Annotated in this window: 17 protein-coding genes; 8 read left to right on the forward strand and 9 right to left on the reverse strand. The window is 35.3% G+C overall.

Features of this window, described 5'->3' with window-relative positions:
- Positions 1 to 58 precede the first annotated feature (58 nt).
- The 4 genes from AC1W31_RS04225 to AC1W31_RS04240 form a co-directional block, all read right to left on the reverse strand.
- A complete protein-coding gene (locus tag AC1W31_RS04225) occupies positions 59 to 1,354 on the reverse strand; it encodes a sialidase family protein (protein WP_481733161.1) in 1,296 nt (431 codons plus the stop codon).
- A gap of 147 nt (positions 1,355 to 1,501) precedes the next feature.
- Entirely contained in the window at positions 1,502 to 2,647 is a 1,146-nt protein-coding gene (locus AC1W31_RS04230; protein ID WP_481733162.1) for a lactonase family protein, read from the reverse strand.
- A 122-nt stretch (positions 2,648 to 2,769) separates the two neighbouring features.
- Complete coding sequence (locus AC1W31_RS04235; RefSeq protein WP_481733163.1) at positions 2,770 to 3,165, reverse strand: Hsp20 family protein; 396 nt, start codon at positions 3,163 to 3,165, stop codon at positions 2,770 to 2,772.
- Between the two features lie 233 nt (positions 3,166 to 3,398).
- Positions 3,399 to 4,148, reverse strand: coding sequence for a L,D-transpeptidase family protein (locus AC1W31_RS04240; protein ID WP_481733164.1), 750 nt, complete (start codon positions 4,146 to 4,148; stop codon positions 3,399 to 3,401).
- A gap of 135 nt (positions 4,149 to 4,283) precedes the next feature.
- On the opposite strand from AC1W31_RS04240, the gene AC1W31_RS04245 reads away from it, so the two are divergent.
- A complete protein-coding gene (locus AC1W31_RS04245) occupies positions 4,284 to 4,577 on the forward strand; it encodes a hypothetical protein (protein WP_481733165.1) in 294 nt (97 codons plus the stop codon).
- A 155-nt stretch (positions 4,578 to 4,732) separates the two neighbouring features.
- Positions 4,733 to 8,479 carry an ATP-binding protein gene (locus AC1W31_RS04250; protein ID WP_481733166.1) on the forward strand — a complete coding sequence of 1,249 codons (3,747 nt, stop codon included), beginning with the start codon at positions 4,733 to 4,735 and terminating at the stop codon, positions 8,477 to 8,479.
- 16 nt (positions 8,480 to 8,495) lie between these two features.
- Here AC1W31_RS04250 and AC1W31_RS04255 read toward each other — a convergent pair whose 3' ends face one another.
- The 5 genes from AC1W31_RS04255 to AC1W31_RS04275 all read right to left on the reverse strand — a co-directional run bounded on the left by AC1W31_RS04255 (position 8,496) and on the right by AC1W31_RS04275 (position 12,402).
- Complete coding sequence (locus tag AC1W31_RS04255) at positions 8,496 to 9,440, reverse strand: aldose epimerase family protein (protein ID WP_481733167.1); 945 nt, start codon at positions 9,438 to 9,440, stop codon at positions 8,496 to 8,498.
- Positions 9,441 to 9,532: 92 nt separating this feature from the next.
- On the reverse strand, positions 9,533 to 10,303 hold the full coding sequence (locus AC1W31_RS04260; protein ID WP_481733168.1) for a TIGR02757 family protein: 771 nt from the start codon (positions 10,301 to 10,303) through the stop codon (positions 9,533 to 9,535).
- Between the two features lie 85 nt (positions 10,304 to 10,388).
- Entirely contained in the window at positions 10,389 to 10,556 is a 168-nt protein-coding gene (locus AC1W31_RS04265; RefSeq protein ID WP_481733169.1) for a hypothetical protein, read from the reverse strand.
- 117 nt (positions 10,557 to 10,673) lie between these two features.
- On the reverse strand, positions 10,674 to 11,657 hold the full coding sequence (locus AC1W31_RS04270; protein WP_481733170.1) for a LysM peptidoglycan-binding domain-containing protein: 984 nt from the start codon (positions 11,655 to 11,657) through the stop codon (positions 10,674 to 10,676).
- Positions 11,617 to 12,402, reverse strand: coding sequence for a DUF4905 domain-containing protein (locus AC1W31_RS04275; RefSeq protein WP_481733171.1), 786 nt, complete (start codon positions 12,400 to 12,402; stop codon positions 11,617 to 11,619). Before AC1W31_RS04275 ends, AC1W31_RS04270 begins: the two co-directional genes overlap by 41 nt.
- A 148-nt stretch (positions 12,403 to 12,550) precedes the next feature.
- On the opposite strand from AC1W31_RS04275, the gene AC1W31_RS04280 reads away from it, so the two are divergent.
- The 6 genes from AC1W31_RS04280 (at position 12,551) to AC1W31_RS04305 (ending at position 18,799) form a co-directional block, all read left to right on the forward strand.
- Positions 12,551 to 13,522, forward strand: coding sequence for a sensor histidine kinase (locus tag AC1W31_RS04280; RefSeq protein WP_481733172.1), 972 nt, complete (start codon positions 12,551 to 12,553; stop codon positions 13,520 to 13,522).
- A 26-nt stretch (positions 13,523 to 13,548) separates the two neighbouring features.
- Complete coding sequence (locus AC1W31_RS04285) at positions 13,549 to 14,313, forward strand: LytR/AlgR family response regulator transcription factor (protein WP_481733173.1); 765 nt, start codon at positions 13,549 to 13,551, stop codon at positions 14,311 to 14,313.
- A 102-nt stretch (positions 14,314 to 14,415) separates the two neighbouring features.
- The gene (locus tag AC1W31_RS04290) at positions 14,416 to 15,723 is read left to right on the forward strand and encodes a TolC family protein (RefSeq protein ID WP_481733174.1); all 1,308 of its coding nucleotides are present in this window, start codon (positions 14,416 to 14,418) and stop codon (positions 15,721 to 15,723) included.
- Positions 15,724 to 15,725: 2 nt separating this feature from the next.
- The gene (locus AC1W31_RS04295; RefSeq protein ID WP_481733175.1) at positions 15,726 to 16,865 is read left to right on the forward strand and encodes an efflux RND transporter periplasmic adaptor subunit; all 1,140 of its coding nucleotides are present in this window, start codon (positions 15,726 to 15,728) and stop codon (positions 16,863 to 16,865) included.
- A gap of 4 nt (positions 16,866 to 16,869) precedes the next feature.
- On the forward strand, positions 16,870 to 18,099 hold the full coding sequence (locus tag AC1W31_RS04300) for an ABC transporter permease (RefSeq protein ID WP_481733176.1): 1,230 nt from the start codon (positions 16,870 to 16,872) through the stop codon (positions 18,097 to 18,099).
- A gap of 4 nt (positions 18,100 to 18,103) precedes the next feature.
- Complete coding sequence (locus AC1W31_RS04305) at positions 18,104 to 18,799, forward strand: ABC transporter ATP-binding protein (RefSeq protein ID WP_481733177.1); 696 nt, start codon at positions 18,104 to 18,106, stop codon at positions 18,797 to 18,799.
- Positions 18,800 to 18,802 lie beyond the last annotated feature (3 nt).

Raw genomic sequence — 18,802 nt, forward strand, 5'->3', positions numbered from 1 at the left:
GAAATAAAAAAGAGTGACAACGCCAAAGCATTGCCACTCTTTTTGAAATTATTCAGATTTACAGACGTACCATAGTAATTTTCAAGCTATTACGCTTATTAGCTTGTTTCACTTCATAAGCCACCAGCAATTGATTATCAAGTATCAAACCCGTTGAATTAATCCCATTTGCTGAACCATCAACCCAAATTGTTTCCGAAACGTTATCTTTATTTATTTTCTTGAAAGCAATTTCAGTTAAATTAATATCTGGCTTATTTTGTTCCCAAAGTAATATTTGATTTTTTGAACCATCTGCCAAAGCCGCATTTTTTGCGGAAGATTCATTCAATACGACCAATTTTTTGCCTTCGTTATTTACCAATCTGATACCGCTTTCTTTCTCAGTTCCCGAATACCAAGCAAATAAAGCACCCTTACCCGAGGTACTCGAAACCGCACCACTGTGAGGACAACCGTTTATTTTCCAGTCATCGTGGTGCAAAATTTGAGATTTTGAAAAGGTCTTTGCGTTATCAGTCGAAACCATTTTTGCCATATCTCTAATGTCATCGTTATTGTCACGGTAAACAACATTCAACGCTCCACTGCCATCAATCAACATACTAATTGGACAACAATCGCACACCACAGGGTCGATTACTCTTTCTGGTTGAAATACGCCATTTTTCGTTACGACCATGCGCAAATCACGCTCTTCGTGTTTGGTACTGTTGGCAACATCCTTTAAATATGCCACGGCGATTTCATCATTTGGTAGAACAATGGCATCAAAAAAGCCTCGCACGATTCCTTGTTTGGGGTCAGAATCTACCGAAACTGGACTTGTCCAAGTTGAGCCACCGTCTTTTGAAACGCAATAAACAATGTTCGATGAACGACCACCGCCACGTCCACCTTGCGGAGGCATTGCTTGATTTTGCGATTGAACGGGAGCAGCAGATTCGCCACGATTTGAGAAAACCGCCACCAAACTTCCGTCTTTTTTCGTAAGCACTTTTGCCCGCATCATGCGACTATTGGCTACGCCTGTTCCCGCAAAAACTACTTTTTTATCCGAGAAAGTTTTGCCTTTATCTTTTGAAAATGCCAAACAGAAAGCAGTAACGCCTTCCGCATTTTTCTCTGTCCAGGAAAGCATTACGTCTCCTTTTGGTGTTTGAGCAAGCAATGGCATTGAATAGGATTTTGTTGAATCTTCGGGATTATTATTTAAAAGATTCACCTCTTCCATCAACATTGGATTACAAACGGGAATTTCAGAAATTGACGAAGCATTTTCAGATTTATTGACACTGAAAAAAGCGCCAATACCGAATAATAAAAACTGAACTGAAATGATTAATTTTATCATGATTTTAACATTAAAGTACGTTGTTACAAATATTTTAACAAAATTATCACATTTTCACCTCAAAAAAACTGCGCTAACGTTGTATTATACCTTTCCTTTAATTTACTCGACAGATTGTCATTTTGCTTCTACTGTTTTGACTGCTTCTTAATTAAAACTAATCATTTTCAAACAAACTGGATTTGGCACTGCAATTTCTTTTCCCGTTGGTGAAAGCGTACCTTTAACGGTATCACGCTTGAAAATTGTAATATTATCACTATCCTGATTGGCTACTAAAACGAAATTTCCAGTTGGGTCAATCATGAAATTTCTTGGTTTTTTACCCAAAACTGACTGATGAGCCACGTAAGTCAATTTACCCGTTTTAGCATCAATCGAGAAAATCACGATACTATCATGCTCACGATTTGAAGCGTACAAAAATTTTCCATCGGGCGAAAGGTGAATATCAGCACTATTAAAACCGCCCGTAAAACCCGCTGGCTTGTTAGAAATAGTCTGAATGGCCGACAGAGAGCCTTTTTTATAATCGAAAACAGTTACTTCGCCCGATATTTCTTGGATAACATAAGCAAATTTTCCGTTGGGATGAATCGTAAAATGTCGAGGTCCAGAACCATCTTGAACTTTCGTAAAAGGCGGATTACCTGGCGATAATTTTCCCGTTTTTGCGTCTAAAGAATAGGTCATAATTTTATCTAAACCCAAATCTGGCACGAAAACATCAATATTATTTGGCGCAACATTTACGGAATGAACGTGCGGGCCCTCTTGACGACTCGGATTAACACCTTTGCCTTCGTGTTGAATCGTTTGCGTTGGTTTTCCTAAGCTTCCATTAGCTTCAACGGGTAGAACGGTCAAACTTCCAGCGCCATAATTACCCGCAAAAACCCACTTTCCTGTTTTATCAATTTCTACAAAACAAGGATAATTTCCGTTGGAAGATTGAGTACTTAATTTATTCAAATTACCCGTCTTTTTGTCAAATGCAAAGGCATAAACAGCACCATTTTTATCAATTTCACCCGCCGAATACACGTATTTTTCATCGGGAGAAATGACTAAATAGGATGGATTCTGTACATTTTTGGCAATGCTTTCTGCCACAAATTCACCCGTATTGACGTTAAATTCATAAACATAAATACCCTCGCTTTTTCCCGAGGTGTATGTACCTATTAAAAGGTGAAATTTATTATTCATTTTCTTTTTAGGTTTATTTTGAGCATTTGTGAATGTATTAGCGATAATCAAGAACGCTAAAAGGAAGGAAGAGATTGTTTTCATTTGAATTTAGTTGAAATTTGAGCCTACAATTTAGGATTTTTATGATGAAACACAAAAAAACCCTGAACAGGCGTACCTGACAGGGCAATGTATATATTCAGTTGATTATATTCAAAAACAGTTTAGAACTGAACTTCAATATTTTTTTTGAATCCTTTTTTTGAGTCATCAAAAGGCATCACAATTTTCCACTGATGATTGTGGTAACGAGCCGAAATATTATCTACGTCCACAAAGTTTGGCAACATTAACTGACCAATGGTTTGTGGAACAAAATTTTGGTGTACTTCTTGTTCGGCCGTTTTCAATACTGGTTGCAAGGCGTATAACCACAAACGATTATCTTCAATATCTACCTTCAGATGGTCTGCCTCCAAACCCGCAACTTTTACAAAAATTTCATAAGAATCAGGTGTTTGATTTACTTCAATTTTAGGCTCGACACGGCCTCCATTTAATGTATTCGTAAAATCTATATTGGCTAAAATCTCTCTCGGAATTACAATTTTATTCTCCATAATTGTGTGTGCAGTTTTTGCTTTTTGACTCCTACAAGCGGAGTATTTATCATTATTCAAATCTTATACCAGCACAAAAAAAAAGACAATATGGCCGTTTTTTAAATTAAAACGGCCATATTGTCTTTTTTTAAGCGAAATAAACGTATAAATATGCCAAATCTTTATTAGAGTAAATAATTAACGTATTACCTAAACAAACTTCGTAAGAGTTGGAATTTTCGTTAAGCTCGCTACTTTACGATATATTTTCCAGATTCCTCAACAGAAACTGACGGCACGACATTAGTCTTCTCAAAAGCAGCAAACCCAGGTTTCAACCACGACCAAAATTCTAATAAAGTTGCATTTGAAGCAAATTCCGATTGTAAAGATGCATAATTTTCATCCGTCATTTTATTAGGGAAAATATGAATATGAATTTCTTGTTCTCCTGCTTTTGCTCGTGCCGCTAACAAATAAATTTCCTTGATATTTTCATCGCCCACGGGAATGCACCCAATCGTGATGCACGAGCCATGCACAAAAATATTATCGCCCGGATTGAGTGAGTCAGCAAATTTCTTATCAGAAACATTTGGGTAGCTAACTCGAAAAGATAAGTAATAATTACTAATGGGATTAAAAGCGTCAATTGTATAAAAACCTTCAGGCATTTGTCGATCTCCCGAACGTCTTTTTGGCCCTAACATCCCCGTAGAAGCACAAAAATCATAGGTTTTAATTAGTTTAAAAGCACTTTCTCCCTTATTTTTTGCCCACACTTCAAATTTCTGTTCTTTTTTGAAAGCACGAAAAAATACTTCAAAATTATTGGTACTAATGCTATTAGAGGAAAGCATTTCATCCACAATTCTCCCTTTTGATTTTAGGGCTTCTCGAACCCTTGGAAAACGAAGTTGCGCTTGATAGAAGTTTATTGGGGCGGGTGATAAACTCATTAGAATTAATAAAAGTGGTAAAAAGTTGGAAAGGTTTCTCATATATTCATGGTTTAAGCAGTTCGATATTGCAATTTATAAATTTTGTTTGTAATCTCAATATCTTCTCAACCATGTATTTGCTGATAAATTATTTAGGATAAATTTTCTTAAATTCGTGGATAAACAATTAAAATAATGACGCTCAACGAATTTACACAAACGCTTTCTGAAAATAATCCTCCACAAAATATTTCGGAAATCCTTGAAGCCCTTTGGCACGATGGAAAAGGCAATTGGGTGGCTTCCCATGACATTGCCCAAACGCAAGAAGGAGTTCAATCCTATGACCGCCTTCATGCGTACTTACACCGAAAAGAAGGAGATAATTGGAATGCAAATTATTGGTACAAAAGAGCCAAAACTACGATGCCCAATTTAAGTTTGGCGCAGGAATGGACATTTTTGGTGCAAGAACAGCTAAGTTCTTAGAGTTTTAGTTCTTTTATTCGTAAATTTATAGGAATTATGGAAGTTAGAGCAAACTTTCACCAGATATAATATATTGATTTTCAGACTATTAAATCAACTTTATGATCAATGGTACGAAATTTGTCTTACTAACAATATTAAATAACCAAACCCTAATGTCCACAAGATTTACTTCCTTATCAAAACTAATTTTTATTAATAAAAACATATTTTTGACGCTGGCTATTACGGCTTTTGGATTAGCATTATTGTTGTTAATTATTACCAAAAAAGGCCCTGTAAATGCCACTGAGGATAAATATTTATACGATATTCAAACTAAAATTCAAGATGAAATTCGTACTTCCAACGAAGATTTAGCAAAAGTCAACACGTTACTATCACAATCAAAAGATACTACGTTTGCGCACCTCAAAACACCTACGATCCATCCTTATTTTATTTTCAAAAATGGCAAACTTTTATTTTGGTCAGATTACCTTTTTGTACCTGAATATCAATTAGTTGAGGGAAATTATACTTTAAAATCTGTTAGTACAGCCGAAGGTAAATTTTTATCAAATCGACGTATCGTATTTGCAAAACCCGATAATTTTGAAGTTTTTTCATTGGTGACGCTCTATAGACAATATGAATCTGAAAGTTCCCATCTAAAAACAAATTACAACCCAACTATTTTCAACTCTGACCCTCAGCAAATTGACACTTCACCCGTGGCTGCCACGCATCTCAATATGTTTGCAGACACAAAGGAGTTTTTGTTTTCGGTTGTTCCTTCCAAAGCTGATAATCACAAGAATCAAACGATACCAGAAAACGTCATTGTTTTAGGGTTATTGAGTATGTTTTTTTTGATCATTTACTTGTTGGCTTGGGTTTGGTTTTTGAATAAATCACACCGTTATGGGAAAGCTTTTTTGCTACTAATAGGGTATTTTACCCTATTCAGGGCAATTATGCTCTACTATAATATTCCATTTATTTTTTACGAATCTGAGCTTTTTAACCCTAAGTATTACAATTCTTCTTTCGTTACACCATCGCTTGGCGATTTTATTTTAAACGTACTTATACTCATTATTTTGCTAATTTACTTGGTAAATAATTACTATAAAATGAAACGCTATTTTTGGCTATTGCATTTAACTATTATTAAAAAAAAGGTAATTTCAATAATGGTTGTTTTGCTCAGTTTTGTAGTTTTTCAATTGTTCTATAGCCAGCTACTTAATATTTACGAGAAATCCGCCTACCAATTAGATATTTCAATGAGCATCGATTTTTTGGATAAATCCTTAAAATTATCTTCCGTAATCGCTTTTGTGCTAATTTCAATTGTCTATTTTTTATCCACGCATTTACTAATCAATTTACTCATAAAACTAAATCGGTTAACCTCACGTTGGCCATTATTTGCCCTCATAATTGGTTTTTTGATATGGAGTATTATTGCCATTATTTTTCTAAACGAAAATATTTTCATACTCCTGCTTCACGGCTTATACGTAGGAATATTGCTCCTCACTCAGTTGCCTAAATTCTTTTATACTTTCCGTTATCAAACTTCAATTTATTTCTTCATAGGTGCATTAGCGTGTGCAAGCTTAGGAACGTATATTGTTTATAATCAAGCCATTAGAAAAGATTTTATTCAGAAACAGCAGTTTGGCAAAAAGTTTTTAGCAGAGAATGATGAAATCGGGGAGTTTAAATTGAGTAAAGCAAACGCTGATATTAGTAAAGATTCAATGATGAAAGTTTTGATAAAATCGGCGCTTCTTCCCCGTGAGCAAGTGCAAGGATATATCAGAAAAACAATCTTGGACAGTTATTTTGATTATTACGATACGGAGGTTTCAGCGTTTGATATTAATGGAAAATCGTTGGATAATGTCTCCGATGCGCAAAGTTTTCAGGCTTATGAAGACCGTTATAAAACCACAAAATATCAAACTGATTACAACAATATTTTCTTTATAAATGATGCCACAAATGGTTATGAGAAGCAGTATATTGATTTTATTCCGTTGTTAAATAAACAAAATAAAGCCGTTGGATATGTAATCATCGACCTCAAAAAACGGAGTGATACCAGAGGTGATGCCGCCCTCACAGATTCGCCTACGAGCGGAGAGGAACAATTGGAAGCAGGTAATTATAGCTATGCCGTCTATGAGAATGGAAAAATAATTAAAACAGGAGGTAAAAATTATAATTATGAACGAAAAATGCCACTCAGTTTAGTCGAGGGTAAACAAATAAGCGAAACTGGAATTATTGACAATGGATTTAATCATGTGGCAACCATCAATAAAAATGGACGTAAAATTGTGGTTTCTTCCGAAAAAATAAACCTTCCAACCATTTATTCAAACTTTTCATTTTTGTTTTTAACCTTAGTCATTACCATCATTTTTGTGGTTTTGATTTATGCCATTCGGTATGGTTTTTCTAATTTGAATGTAAATTTTGCGACTAAAATTCAGATATATCTTAACATTGCATTTTTATTACCCCTCATTTTAGTAGTTGGTATTACGCTACAAATTATCGGCACAAAACTTTCTGAGAGTCAAAAACAGACCTATATTAGTCAAACTGAAAACACAGGAATTAGTATTTTACCTGCCGTTGAAAGATTCGTGCAAGGTAAAATGAGTAAGCAATTTTTGACGGATACGCTCAAAAATATTTCGACAAATTCAAAAAAATATGTAAGTGTTTTTGACGTATCTGGGCATCTATTAGCTACCAATAAATTATTAAATTACGAAACTGGTATTGTGTCAACTTATCTAAATCCTGAGGCTTACATAAGAATTATTGAAGAACAAGAACACAATGCTATCATTCCAGAAACGATGGGCAACCTTGAATTTATGGGTTCGTACGTTGGGATTAATTCGAATGATGGTAAATTGGTGGGCGTTGTCAGTATTCCTTTTTATGATTCCAAAGTATCAAATGAGCAGGAAATTAGTGCGGTGATTGGTTCATTATTAAATACTTTCACGACTATTTTCTTGGGATTATTACTACTCTCCTACTTTGCTTCAAACGTATTGACTGTTCCTTTACGACTGATTACTAATAAGTTACGCAAAATAGATTTGAGTAAACCCAACGAACCTTTGGCTTGGCGTTCGGATGATGAAATTGGCGTTTTGATAAAAGCCTACAACGATATGTTGGTAAAATTAGACGAATCGAAAGTTGCTTTGGCCGATACAACCAAACAATCAGCTTGGCAACAAATGGCAAAACAGGTGGTTCACGAAATCAAGAACCCACTTACGCCCATGAAATTGTCTTTGCAATTATTACAACACAAAATTTCAAAAGGGGCTACTATTGACACCGCCCAAATCAAAGACCAAATAGAATCCTTGACTGGGCAGATTGATAATTTATCGTACATCGCCAACTCATTTTCGGATTTTGCCCGTTTGCCCGTTCCAAAACGAGAAGTTTTCGATTTTATATACGAAGTGAATAAAGTGGTGAATTTGCATTCAGAAAATAAGAAAATAAATCTTAGCAAAGATGTTCCGCAGAAACCTGTGATGGTTTGGGGAGATAGACAATTAACGGGAAATATCGTTAATAATCTCATCATGAATGCCATTCAATCCGTACCTTCCGAAAGAAAGCCAAACATCAAAGTGAAGGTAGAAATCAACACAGAGTCCGTTACTTTTAGCATTTTAGACAATGGAACGGGTGTTTTGAAGGAAAATGCCAGTAAGATATTCATGTTAGATTTCTCCACTAAAGCCCAAGGAACGGGTGTTGGTTTAGCCCTCGCCAAGTGGGTAGTGGATAATTCAAAAGGAAGTATTTGGTTTGATACAGTGCAGGATGTGGGTAGTACATTTTACTTTACGTTGCCTTTGGTGGGGTAACATAAATGGTTGTGGATTAAGAAATATACACCCCACAACCAATCTCAAAAGTTTTTCCAGCTTCCAAAACCAACAAGCCATCACCCGAATTAAAAGCATCGGTGTTGCCCGTCATGGGTTCAATCGCAATGCTATTTCTGTCGGACGGAATATATACCACCATATACGTAAAACCACCTTTCAAGCCTTCTTGCCAAACATTTAGGGTTAAATTTTTACGGGAAGAGTGTAATTTAGCTTCAATTTTACTGGATGGTTGCACGGCAAAAACCGCATCTAAGGTTACACCTTTCAAATCCATTACTCCCTTAAAATCCACTTCAATTTTATCAGCTGAAATCATTTGGCTATCCGATGAATATTGATGCGTTGCAGGAAATTCAAATTGCCAATCATCGGCTGTTTCGCCTTCAATTTTGAAATACGGATGCCATCCCAAAACCATAGGCATATCTTTATGACCCGTATTTTTAATGGTATAATTCAATTCTAAGCCTTCATCCGAACTAAAAATATGTTGAATATCCAATGTAAAAGGAAAGGGAAAACCAAATTGAGTGCCTTTGTAAGTATATCTCAAAGTCAACATCGCTTCCACCTCATTTATTTCTTGCTCAACCACTTCAAAATTAGCAAAACTCACAAACCCGTGAATGGCATTTTGCAGAGATGTTTCGTTAATAGATAACTGGTAATCAGCTCCTTGAAATGTGTATTTACCATTTCTTACCCGATTTCCCCAAGGAAATAAATGCGCCGATGGATAAGCACTCATCGTGTCTAAAAGTTGCTCTGGACTATTGGCAACTTCAATAACATGGTGCAAATGACCCTCTTTTTGCAAAGTCATTTTACGAATAATTCCACCGTATTCTGGCAAAATATAAAGTGCTTCGCCCGTCTCTGGATTTGTCAAGACGTATTCAGTAAATTGTCCGAAAGGTTCTTTGGTAATTTTCATAATTTCGATTCTTGTTGTTCGATGTTCGATGTTCGTGTTTCAATGTTCGTTTAACCAACATCAAGCATCGAAATACGAACATCGAATAAAAACTACATTTCTCCTTCAACACCTAACCCAAAAAGAGCAAAATCGTACTTTACAGGGTCATTTGGGTCGAGTTGTTTTAAGTTTTCGGTTAGTTCTACGGCAGTTTGCCAATCAGGTTTTGGTCGTTCAATAAGTCCCAAAAGGCGTGCCACCCTATCCACGTGTACGTCACAAGGACAAATCAATTTTGAAGGGGTTAGGTTTGTCCAAATTCCAAAATCTACTCCTTTATCGTCCTGTCTAACCATCCACCTCAAAAACATATTTATTCGTTTGCAAGATGAATTTCGGATGGGCGTGGCAATGTGCTTGCGAGTCCGTTCGGGATAATCCTCTAAGTTAAAAAATCGGTCGTGAAAAACGATTAAATTTTGTCTAATATTGACTTCAATTTCAGCTTTTTCTATCAAAAAAGCCTCCTCCAAACTTTCATGACGACTATAAAAATCTTTAAACCAAGCAATAAAATAAAGCGTATCGGTATCATTGAAAGTACGATGTTTGAAATTCAGCATTCGTTTTAGGTCAGAATCTTGATGATTGACCATAAAATCGTACGGCGAATTATCCATCAATTGAATCAATTCTTTACATTTATTGATAATCGTTTTGCGTTGTCCCCAAGCCAAAACAGCCGACCAAAATCCCATGATTTCGATGTCTTGTTTTTGCGTGAAAAGATGCGGAATACAAACAGGGTCATTCTGAATAAAATTGGGCTGATTATACTGCAAATACTTTTGTTCTAATAAATCAGCAACGTAGGAAGTCATTTTTAGGTAGGATTTCAGATTAAACACTGATTCAAACGTCCACGTTTGAATCACGGAAAGCATCCACGTTTACACGCAAGAAAATTTACTTAATTTTAGAAGCAAAAAAAGCGATAATTCTTGAAGGTATTGAAAACACCCATACGAGGGCAGTATATAAAAATGCAAAAGTAGCAATGGCAGGAAAAGCCAATGTATAAAGGACATTAAAAACAATATGTCCGAAGGTTATTTGTCGTTTGTTGCGGGGCATTTTTTTCAATTAACAGTAAGCAGTTAACAGTTATCAGTAAAAGAAAGTTACCAAAATAAGCATGAATCTGTCGATATTTTTATTTTGATAACTGTTTACTGATAACTGCCTACTGAACTATGGTGTCATATAACTTATTTCTGCTCTAATTCTTTTGTCGGATGGATTTAATTTTTCAAAAGCTCTGGGCGATAATTTGATAATTACTTTATCAGAACCTATATCAGGTAATTTACCCACAATTTTCACCCAAATACTTTGACCATTCGATGAATTTTTTACATTTACGAGCGTGCCTACGGGAGCAGAACGATGCAATCCCAAATATTTACCCGATTTATCTTCAACGTCAATTAACTCAGCCAATCCTGTTTCAACGGTTTTGCGGTAACCTGAAGAAGTCTTTGAGGTTTCCGAAGAAGTTTTAGCGTCGCTGGCATCATTTGATTCAGTTGATGGTTTTTGGGTGGTGGTTGTCGTATTATTTCCCAAATTGGTATCTTCCACTTTCACAATTTCACCTTTTGCGGGCAATTCTCCCGCTTTTTTTGCCCGTTCATACTCACGAGCATCCACGATAAGTACTTGTCCAGAAATCAATTGGTCAGTCGTAAGATTATTCCATTTACGCAAATCTGACATGGTAACTTTATATTTCGTAGCCACGGCATACAAACCCTGTCCAGATTCAACCACGTGCGAAACCATCTTGACAGTTTCCGCTGTTGCGGCTGGCGTGACAGCCAGAGGCGTGGACGTAGGTTTGACAGCCACAGGCGTGGAATTTACCACGATACCTTTATAGGGAATTTTAATGGTTTGCCCAGCATTTAAGCCCTCCGAAATTCCTGGATTGGCAGTTTTAAATTCTGCAACTGAACTTCCATAGCGTTTCACAATCGAAAAAAGGGTTTGCTTGGGTTCTACTTTATACAAAACAAAAGTTTTGCCTGCTTCTTTTTTTATGCCAATCGAATCTTTCACAAAATCATTTGAAAATGATGAAAAAGCGACCGTTGATAAAGCACAAGTTACAGCAGTTTTTAAGGCGGATTTCGGGTTATAACCTATAACCGACGAATTGAGTTTGATTTTTAACATATAACAAAGTATCGGATTTTACAGTGAAAGTATCAATTCCAATGCCTTCGGTTTCCGCAATTAGTTCGTTCAGTAAAATTTCACGAGCTCTATTAGTTACCAAAAGGTAATTCTGAAAAGATTTATCTCTGTAAATATAGTAAGAAATTATAATCTTGTTACTGATTTCGAGATAATCTACTGCTTTAACAACATCAATGTTCAATAAACGATATAAAAACTTGTAAATTGTTGGAAAATGTGGGCTGTCTTCTGGGTAGTGCGTGGGCGGAGTTGCACTTGTTAAATTATTGGACTGCTCAACCATTGATGGAGTTTTCTCTAAGATAGTTTTAATGTCCAGAGAAGAAGCAGACAAATCTATGATTTCATAAATGGGTTCGTTATGCTGTAATTGATAAATTGTTAAAATATGATGTTGAAAATTAGCAAAAATCCAATTATCTATACGTTTAACCATTTCTCCCGATTTGACGTTCAAAATCAATAATCCTTCGGGTTCTGGTTTTTGATTTGAAGCATATTTATGCAAAATTAAAAACTCATCAAAAATACCAACTAAACTCAACCACCACGATTTTTCGGGTTTTATATTTTCCCATAAAACATCGCCATTGAATACATTGATACAAGCAAAACTCACTTGGCGGGTTGGTTCATCTCTAATTTCTAAGACACAATAATCACCCCCGAAGGTTGTATTCCAGATTTTTCCTTTGAAATTATCGTTTATTATTTCTTCCATGCTTATTTTTTTACAAAACTAAAATATTATGACGGAAAATTAAGTTGGAGTGGTTGATAAGTTAGATTTATTTATGGTTCAATTATTAATTTGTCCACTTCAACATGAAAACATAGTCATTCAAAACTCATTTTTTTACATTTACCGAATGAAGAAAAAACTTTTTCGAGCCGCTTACATTTCATCCCCAATTGTGGCATTAGTAGGGAGTGTACCGTTATTTGTTTTCGAGAAAATACAAATGCCAAGAATTTTTATCGTGTGGTTTGTGTTAGCTTGTGTGGTATTTTTATTTTGGAATGCAAATATTTTTATCCTTTCAATCATAAAAGATTCCAACAGTTATAAGCGATATATATCGAGCTATGCAACAATTTTGATCTTACAAACTTTTAATATTTTTGTTTTGGTGAGTCTAAATTTAAAACCTGATGAAATTAATACTTTCTTCCCCTATATTCCAGCGATTGCGATTAATTCATTAATTCTGATTCTTTGCAATTCAATTATTTTACAGTTTCAAAAAGAAAGTGCCGAGTTAGAAATTGAACGGTTAAAGGTAACTAATTTAGAAGCACAAAAGCTGACATTATTGCAACAATTACAACCTCATTTCTTATTCAATGCGTTGAGTACACTAAAATCTTTAATTAGTGAAAGTCCAGATAAGGCAGAAGCTTACACGGTCAGACTTTCCGAATTTTTACGTTATTCGATGGGAGCTAAAAATAATGAAATTGTTTTATTGGCTGATTCATTAAAATTCACGGTTGATTATGTTGAATTGCAAAAAGTGAGGTTTGAAGATTCGTTCAAGTGCCAAATTGATATTCCAGAGCAATATTTGTCCAAGAAAATTCCCGTGTATGCGTTGCAGACTTTGGTAGAAAATGCCATTAAACATAATGCTTTTACCGATAAAAAACCGCTTTTGATTGAAGTTTTAATAGAAGGAAATCGTTTGAAAGTTACGAATAATTTATTGCCAAAAACATTGCAAATTCAGTCAGGAACTGGTTTAGAAAACTTGAATCAGCGATACAAATTAATTGCAAATAAAGAAATTGAAATCATGAAAACTGAAACGAATTTTGCGGTATTTATTGAACTCATTGGGTAAATAAATTCGTAGCAAAACAAAAGAATATGAAAATTGCAATTATTGAAGACGAAAAACTGACGGCGAAAGACTTGGCCAAAACCATCAGGGCAATAGAAACTGATGTTGAAATCTTGGCTTTATTGCATTCGGTGGAAGAGGCGCTTGAATTTTTCAATACAAAACCAGCACTTGATTTAATATTTTCAGACATTGAATTGGGCGATGGTTTGAGTTTTGAAATCTTTGAAAAAATCAATAATCGTACCCCAATTATTTTCTGTACCGCTTTCAATGAATATGCCTTAGAAGCCTTCAAAACCGTTGGAATTGATTATTTATTAAAACCATTTTCAAAAAATACCGTTGAAAAATCCTTAGAAAAATACCATTCTTTACAAGAAAGATTTGCATCGCAAGCAGATACCGTACCCAATCTGATGAGTCTTCTGAGGAATCAACTTTTCCCTACAAAAACGCCTTCAGTCATCATGCAACAAGGCGATAAAATCATTCCATTAGAAGGAGATAAAATTGCCTTATTCTACATTGAAGATAATACTGTTTTTGCTTATACTTTCGACAAAAAAAAACAACTTCTTTCTCAGAAATTAGATGTTTTAGAAAAAACATTTTACCCAACTTTCTTTCGTGCCAATCGGCAATTTCTTGTCAATCGCAAAGCCATTCAAGATGCTTCGCATTATTTCAATCGCAAAATTGTAATTAATCTCAATCTTGACTTCAACGAGCAAATTATCATTGGAAAACTGAAAGTAACTGCATTTTTGGATTGGTTGGCGAATGGGTAATGATTCCACCGTCCACTTCAAATCCATTTCGTCCATTTCAGCTAAATTTTCATTTTTAAGTACCTTATTTTGAAATATTTTTGACAAAATAATCAGCATAAAATGAAGAATCTATTTTTTATAATATTGCTAATAATCAGCCATTTAGCAGCTATAAATGCCCAACAAAAATTTGAAAATTTGGATGAATTATTAGCCTTTGCCAATACCAAAAGTATTTCCATCAAATCGAATGATATTCGATTATTACAAGCCAAAAAATCAAAACTGGCGGCTAAAATTGCCATTGCCGACCCAATCACAAATATCAATGAGAGTTTTACCAACAATACAAGATTGCCCGTTAATCTCTTTCCTGCCGAGATTTTCGGAGGTCAAAAAGGTGAATTTCGCCAGATTCAAACGGGTGTGCAGTACAACACTTCATCCACCCAAAATGTGGATATTAAGCTACTGAATTTAGAAGGTTGGCAAAACCTAAAATTATCAGAAATCAATATTCAAATCTCAGAGAACGATATTAAATTAAATCAGAAAAATCTATACGAAAACATTGCCGCAGCTTACTACAATATTGTGCAACTCAACGCCCAATTGGAGAGTACCAAACAGAATCTATTAGTGGCTGATACGCTTTTAGCCTTAGCCGAACGCAAGTACAAACAAGGCATCGTGAAGCAACAAGATGTCAATGATAGTCGAGTGAGTAAATTGACTATTAAAGAAAATATCAATCAGATTGAATACCTCATAAAACAAAATTATATTTCCTTAAAAATTCTGGCGGATATTCCAGACGCAGAAAACATCGAAATTTTGGAGAAAATTTCAACAAATTCAGGTATCGTCAAACCATTGGTTGAGTACAACAATCTACTATCAGAAAGTAATCGTTTGAAAGAATTATCGGCTTTTACTACTATCCAAAGAACCAGAAGGGCATTTTCGCCAACGGTTTCCTTGGTTGCCAGTAATTCTTTTAATCAATACAACAATGATTTTACCATCTTGGGTGGCAATTGGATTATGAGTAATTATATAGGACTAAAAATCAATTTTGCCTTACCAAATGCCAATACGTTAAGCAATAAATTTAAAGCTCAGTACGACTATCAATTGGCTCAAAAAAATACGGAGCAAGCACAAATCAAAGCAGATTTAACCGTTACGCAATTAGAAACTGACTGGGAAAAAGCACTTTCTCAGACAAAAAGTAATGGGGAAATTGTGGAAATCCAACAGGATACTTACGAAAAAAATAAGAATTTATACCACGAAGGTTTAATCAGCATCGACCGAGTATTGGGAAGTTTCAACGCATTGATAAATGCCAAATATAGTCTCATATCATCAAAAGTGAATATTTCGCTCGCACAAATCAAAATTGATATTAATAATAAAATTAAATAATAATGAAAAATCAGTTTATCATAGTCATATCCACGGTCTTTTTCTTAACTGCTTGCGGCAAGAAAACCCAAGAGACTAAGCCGATTAGAAAAGACGTAATTGAAACCGTTTTTGCCTCTGGGATTTTGGAAGCAAAAAATACCTACACCCTAAAAGCCCAAACCGATGGGTATTTATCGGCAGTGAATTTCGAGGAAGGAGACTTTGTAAATGCTGGCAGAATCTTGGCAGTGGTTGATAATAAGGAGAGCGGTTTCAACCAAGAAAGTGCCAAAGAATTGTACGAAATAGCCCAAAATAATACGCAAAGTAATGCTCCTGCTTTTTTACAAGCACAAAATACAATCAATCTCAACAAGCAAAAAATGGAGCAAGATTTTGTGCAATTTCAACGCTATAAAAAATTGTGGGACAGCAATAGCATCGCAAAAATTGATTTCGAGAATAGCGATTTACAATATAAAACCGCTAAAACAAATTATGAAAGTTCGCTTGAAAACTACAAACAATTGAAACAACAAGCTGAACAACAGTTCATTAGCAATAAAGTGGCAAAGAATATAAACAATATTGCCTTGAGTAAAAATCAAATAAAGGCCGTAAATAGTGGAAAAGTCTTTAAGAAATACAAACAAATTGGCGATTACGTGACCCGTGGAGAAGCCATTGCCTTGATTGGCGAACCGAACAATATTTACGCAAAAGTAAATATCGACGAAAGTAATATTGGAAAAATCAAAGTAGGACAAGAAGCCTTGGTTCAACTGAATACCAATAAAGAAAAAACCTACAAAGCTACCGTTGCCGAAATTTATCCCGCTTTTGATGAAGCTACGCAGTCTTTTATTTGCAAGATTACGTTCAATGAGCCTTTAGATTTTACGATTGTCAATACCCAATTACAGACAAATATTACGATAGGGGTGAACAATAACGCATTATTAATTCCACGCAATTTTGTTGATTTTGGGGGAAATGTGCAGATAAAAGGTCAGAAAGAAAAAGTAAAAATTAGGACAAAATTTGCCAGTAGCAATTGGGTACAGGTTTTGAGTGGGATTAATGACAATACTATTTTAGTGACGGACAATGTCGCTGATAACAAAACAGCAACTTCAGAAGTAGGTTCTCAATTCAAATAATCAGATGAAAAATATAAACATAGATATTGCCCTTACGCACATCGTCACTCGAAAAAAACAGACAATGGTTGCAGCTTTGGGTGTTACGATTGGCGTGGGCATTTATTTATTTATGAATTCCCTTTCATCGGGTTTTTCGAGTTATTCGAGAGGTGAAATATTTAAAAACTCTGCTCATATAAAAATTTATAAAGACGATGAAATAAGTATGCCCATTGCCAGCGATCATGGCAACAATATTCACGTAATTATCAACCCACAAATTACCACACTTTCTAAGAAAATTATTAACCCAGAGGCACTGTTAGCAAAGGTAAAAAAAGAGCCTTATGTCACCAATGCCATCGTTCAAGTGGGTTTTGATGCTTTTTATAATCGAGGAAAAGCTCAACTAAAAGGAAGCGGAAGTGGGGTAAATATGATGGAATACAGTGCAATGTTCAACACCCAAAAATATTTGGTGGCGGGAAGCATTGAAGCACTTCAAGGCAATTTAAATGGTATTATTATCGGGAGTGGAATTGCGGAAAAATTGAATTTGGGTTTAGAGGAAAACATCACGATAACTTCCTCTTTTGGTGTGGTAAAAGTGATGAAAATTGTAGGGATTTTTACGACAGGAAGTAATTTAAACGACCTCCAAAAATCTTATGTAAACATCAACACCGCACAACAATTTCTCAAAGAAGGTCCTTCATTTGTGAGCAATATTTTTATCAATACACCCGATGCCAATCAATCAGAGGAATTTACTACACAATTGCAACAACTTACTTCCTATAAAGTAGAAGACTGGAAAACGACCAATGCCGATGTTTTGGCGGGTGATAAAACTCGTAAGGCAATGATGGGAGCAATTTCTTTATCAATTTTGATTGTGGCTGCTTTTGGTATTTATAATATTTTGAGTTCAACGATTATGCAAAAAATCAACGACATCGCCATTCTTAAAGCTACAGGTTTTAAAGGAAGTGATGTCGTGAAAATTTTTGTAATGGAGGCGTTAATTATGGGCTGTATCGGTACTGTATGTGGTTTATTGCTTGGATCTGGATTAATTGCTATTATGTCTCATGTGTACATGGGAGGACCAGTAGGGTATTTTCCAATTGGATTTGAACTTCCAATTTTTATCCGAAGTTTCATTTTGGGGATGATAATTACGCTGTGTGCGGGCTATTTTCCTGCTCGAAAAGCGGCAAAAATTGACCCCGTGGATATTTTTAGAAAATAAGAAAATGACAAACAGAAAAATAGTTTTAAGTACAAATGGCATTGGAAAATATTTTTACGACCCCGTAAAATTCCAAGCCTTACAAAATGTAAGTTTTGAGGCTTACGAAGGTGAATTTTTGACACTTGTCGGTAAAAGTGGCTCAGGGAAATCAACCCTGTTGTATTGTTTAAGCACGATGGACACCGCCTACGAGGGTGAACTATTCATAAAAGGCGAGAAAATAACTGGCAAAAAAGTAGATGAATTAGCCGCCATTCGTAATGAAAATATTGGTTTCGTTTTTCAGTTTCATTACCTCCTACCCGAATTTTCTTGCTTGAAAAATGTCATGATTCCAGCCCGAAAATTAGGCAAATATAGTTACCAAGAAATTGAGGAAAGAGCTTACCAAAAACTCAAAATATTGGGTTTGGAAGACCAAGCTCTTAAACCCGCCTCAAAGCTAAGTGGTGGACAACAACAGCGTGTAGCCATTGCCAGAGCCTTAATCAATGACCCTGCAATCCTAATGGGCGATGAACCAACGGGTAATCTTGATAGTAAAAACACTAAAATTGTTTTTGATATTTTCAAAGAGATTGCCCATGATTTCGGACAAACCATCATTGCTGTTACGCATGATAATGACTTTGCAAAAGCCAGTGACAGGACTATCGAATTATCGGATGGACGAATTGTGGATAATAAAATTAATTGAGAC

Source organism: Arcicella sp. (assembly GCF_964672035.1).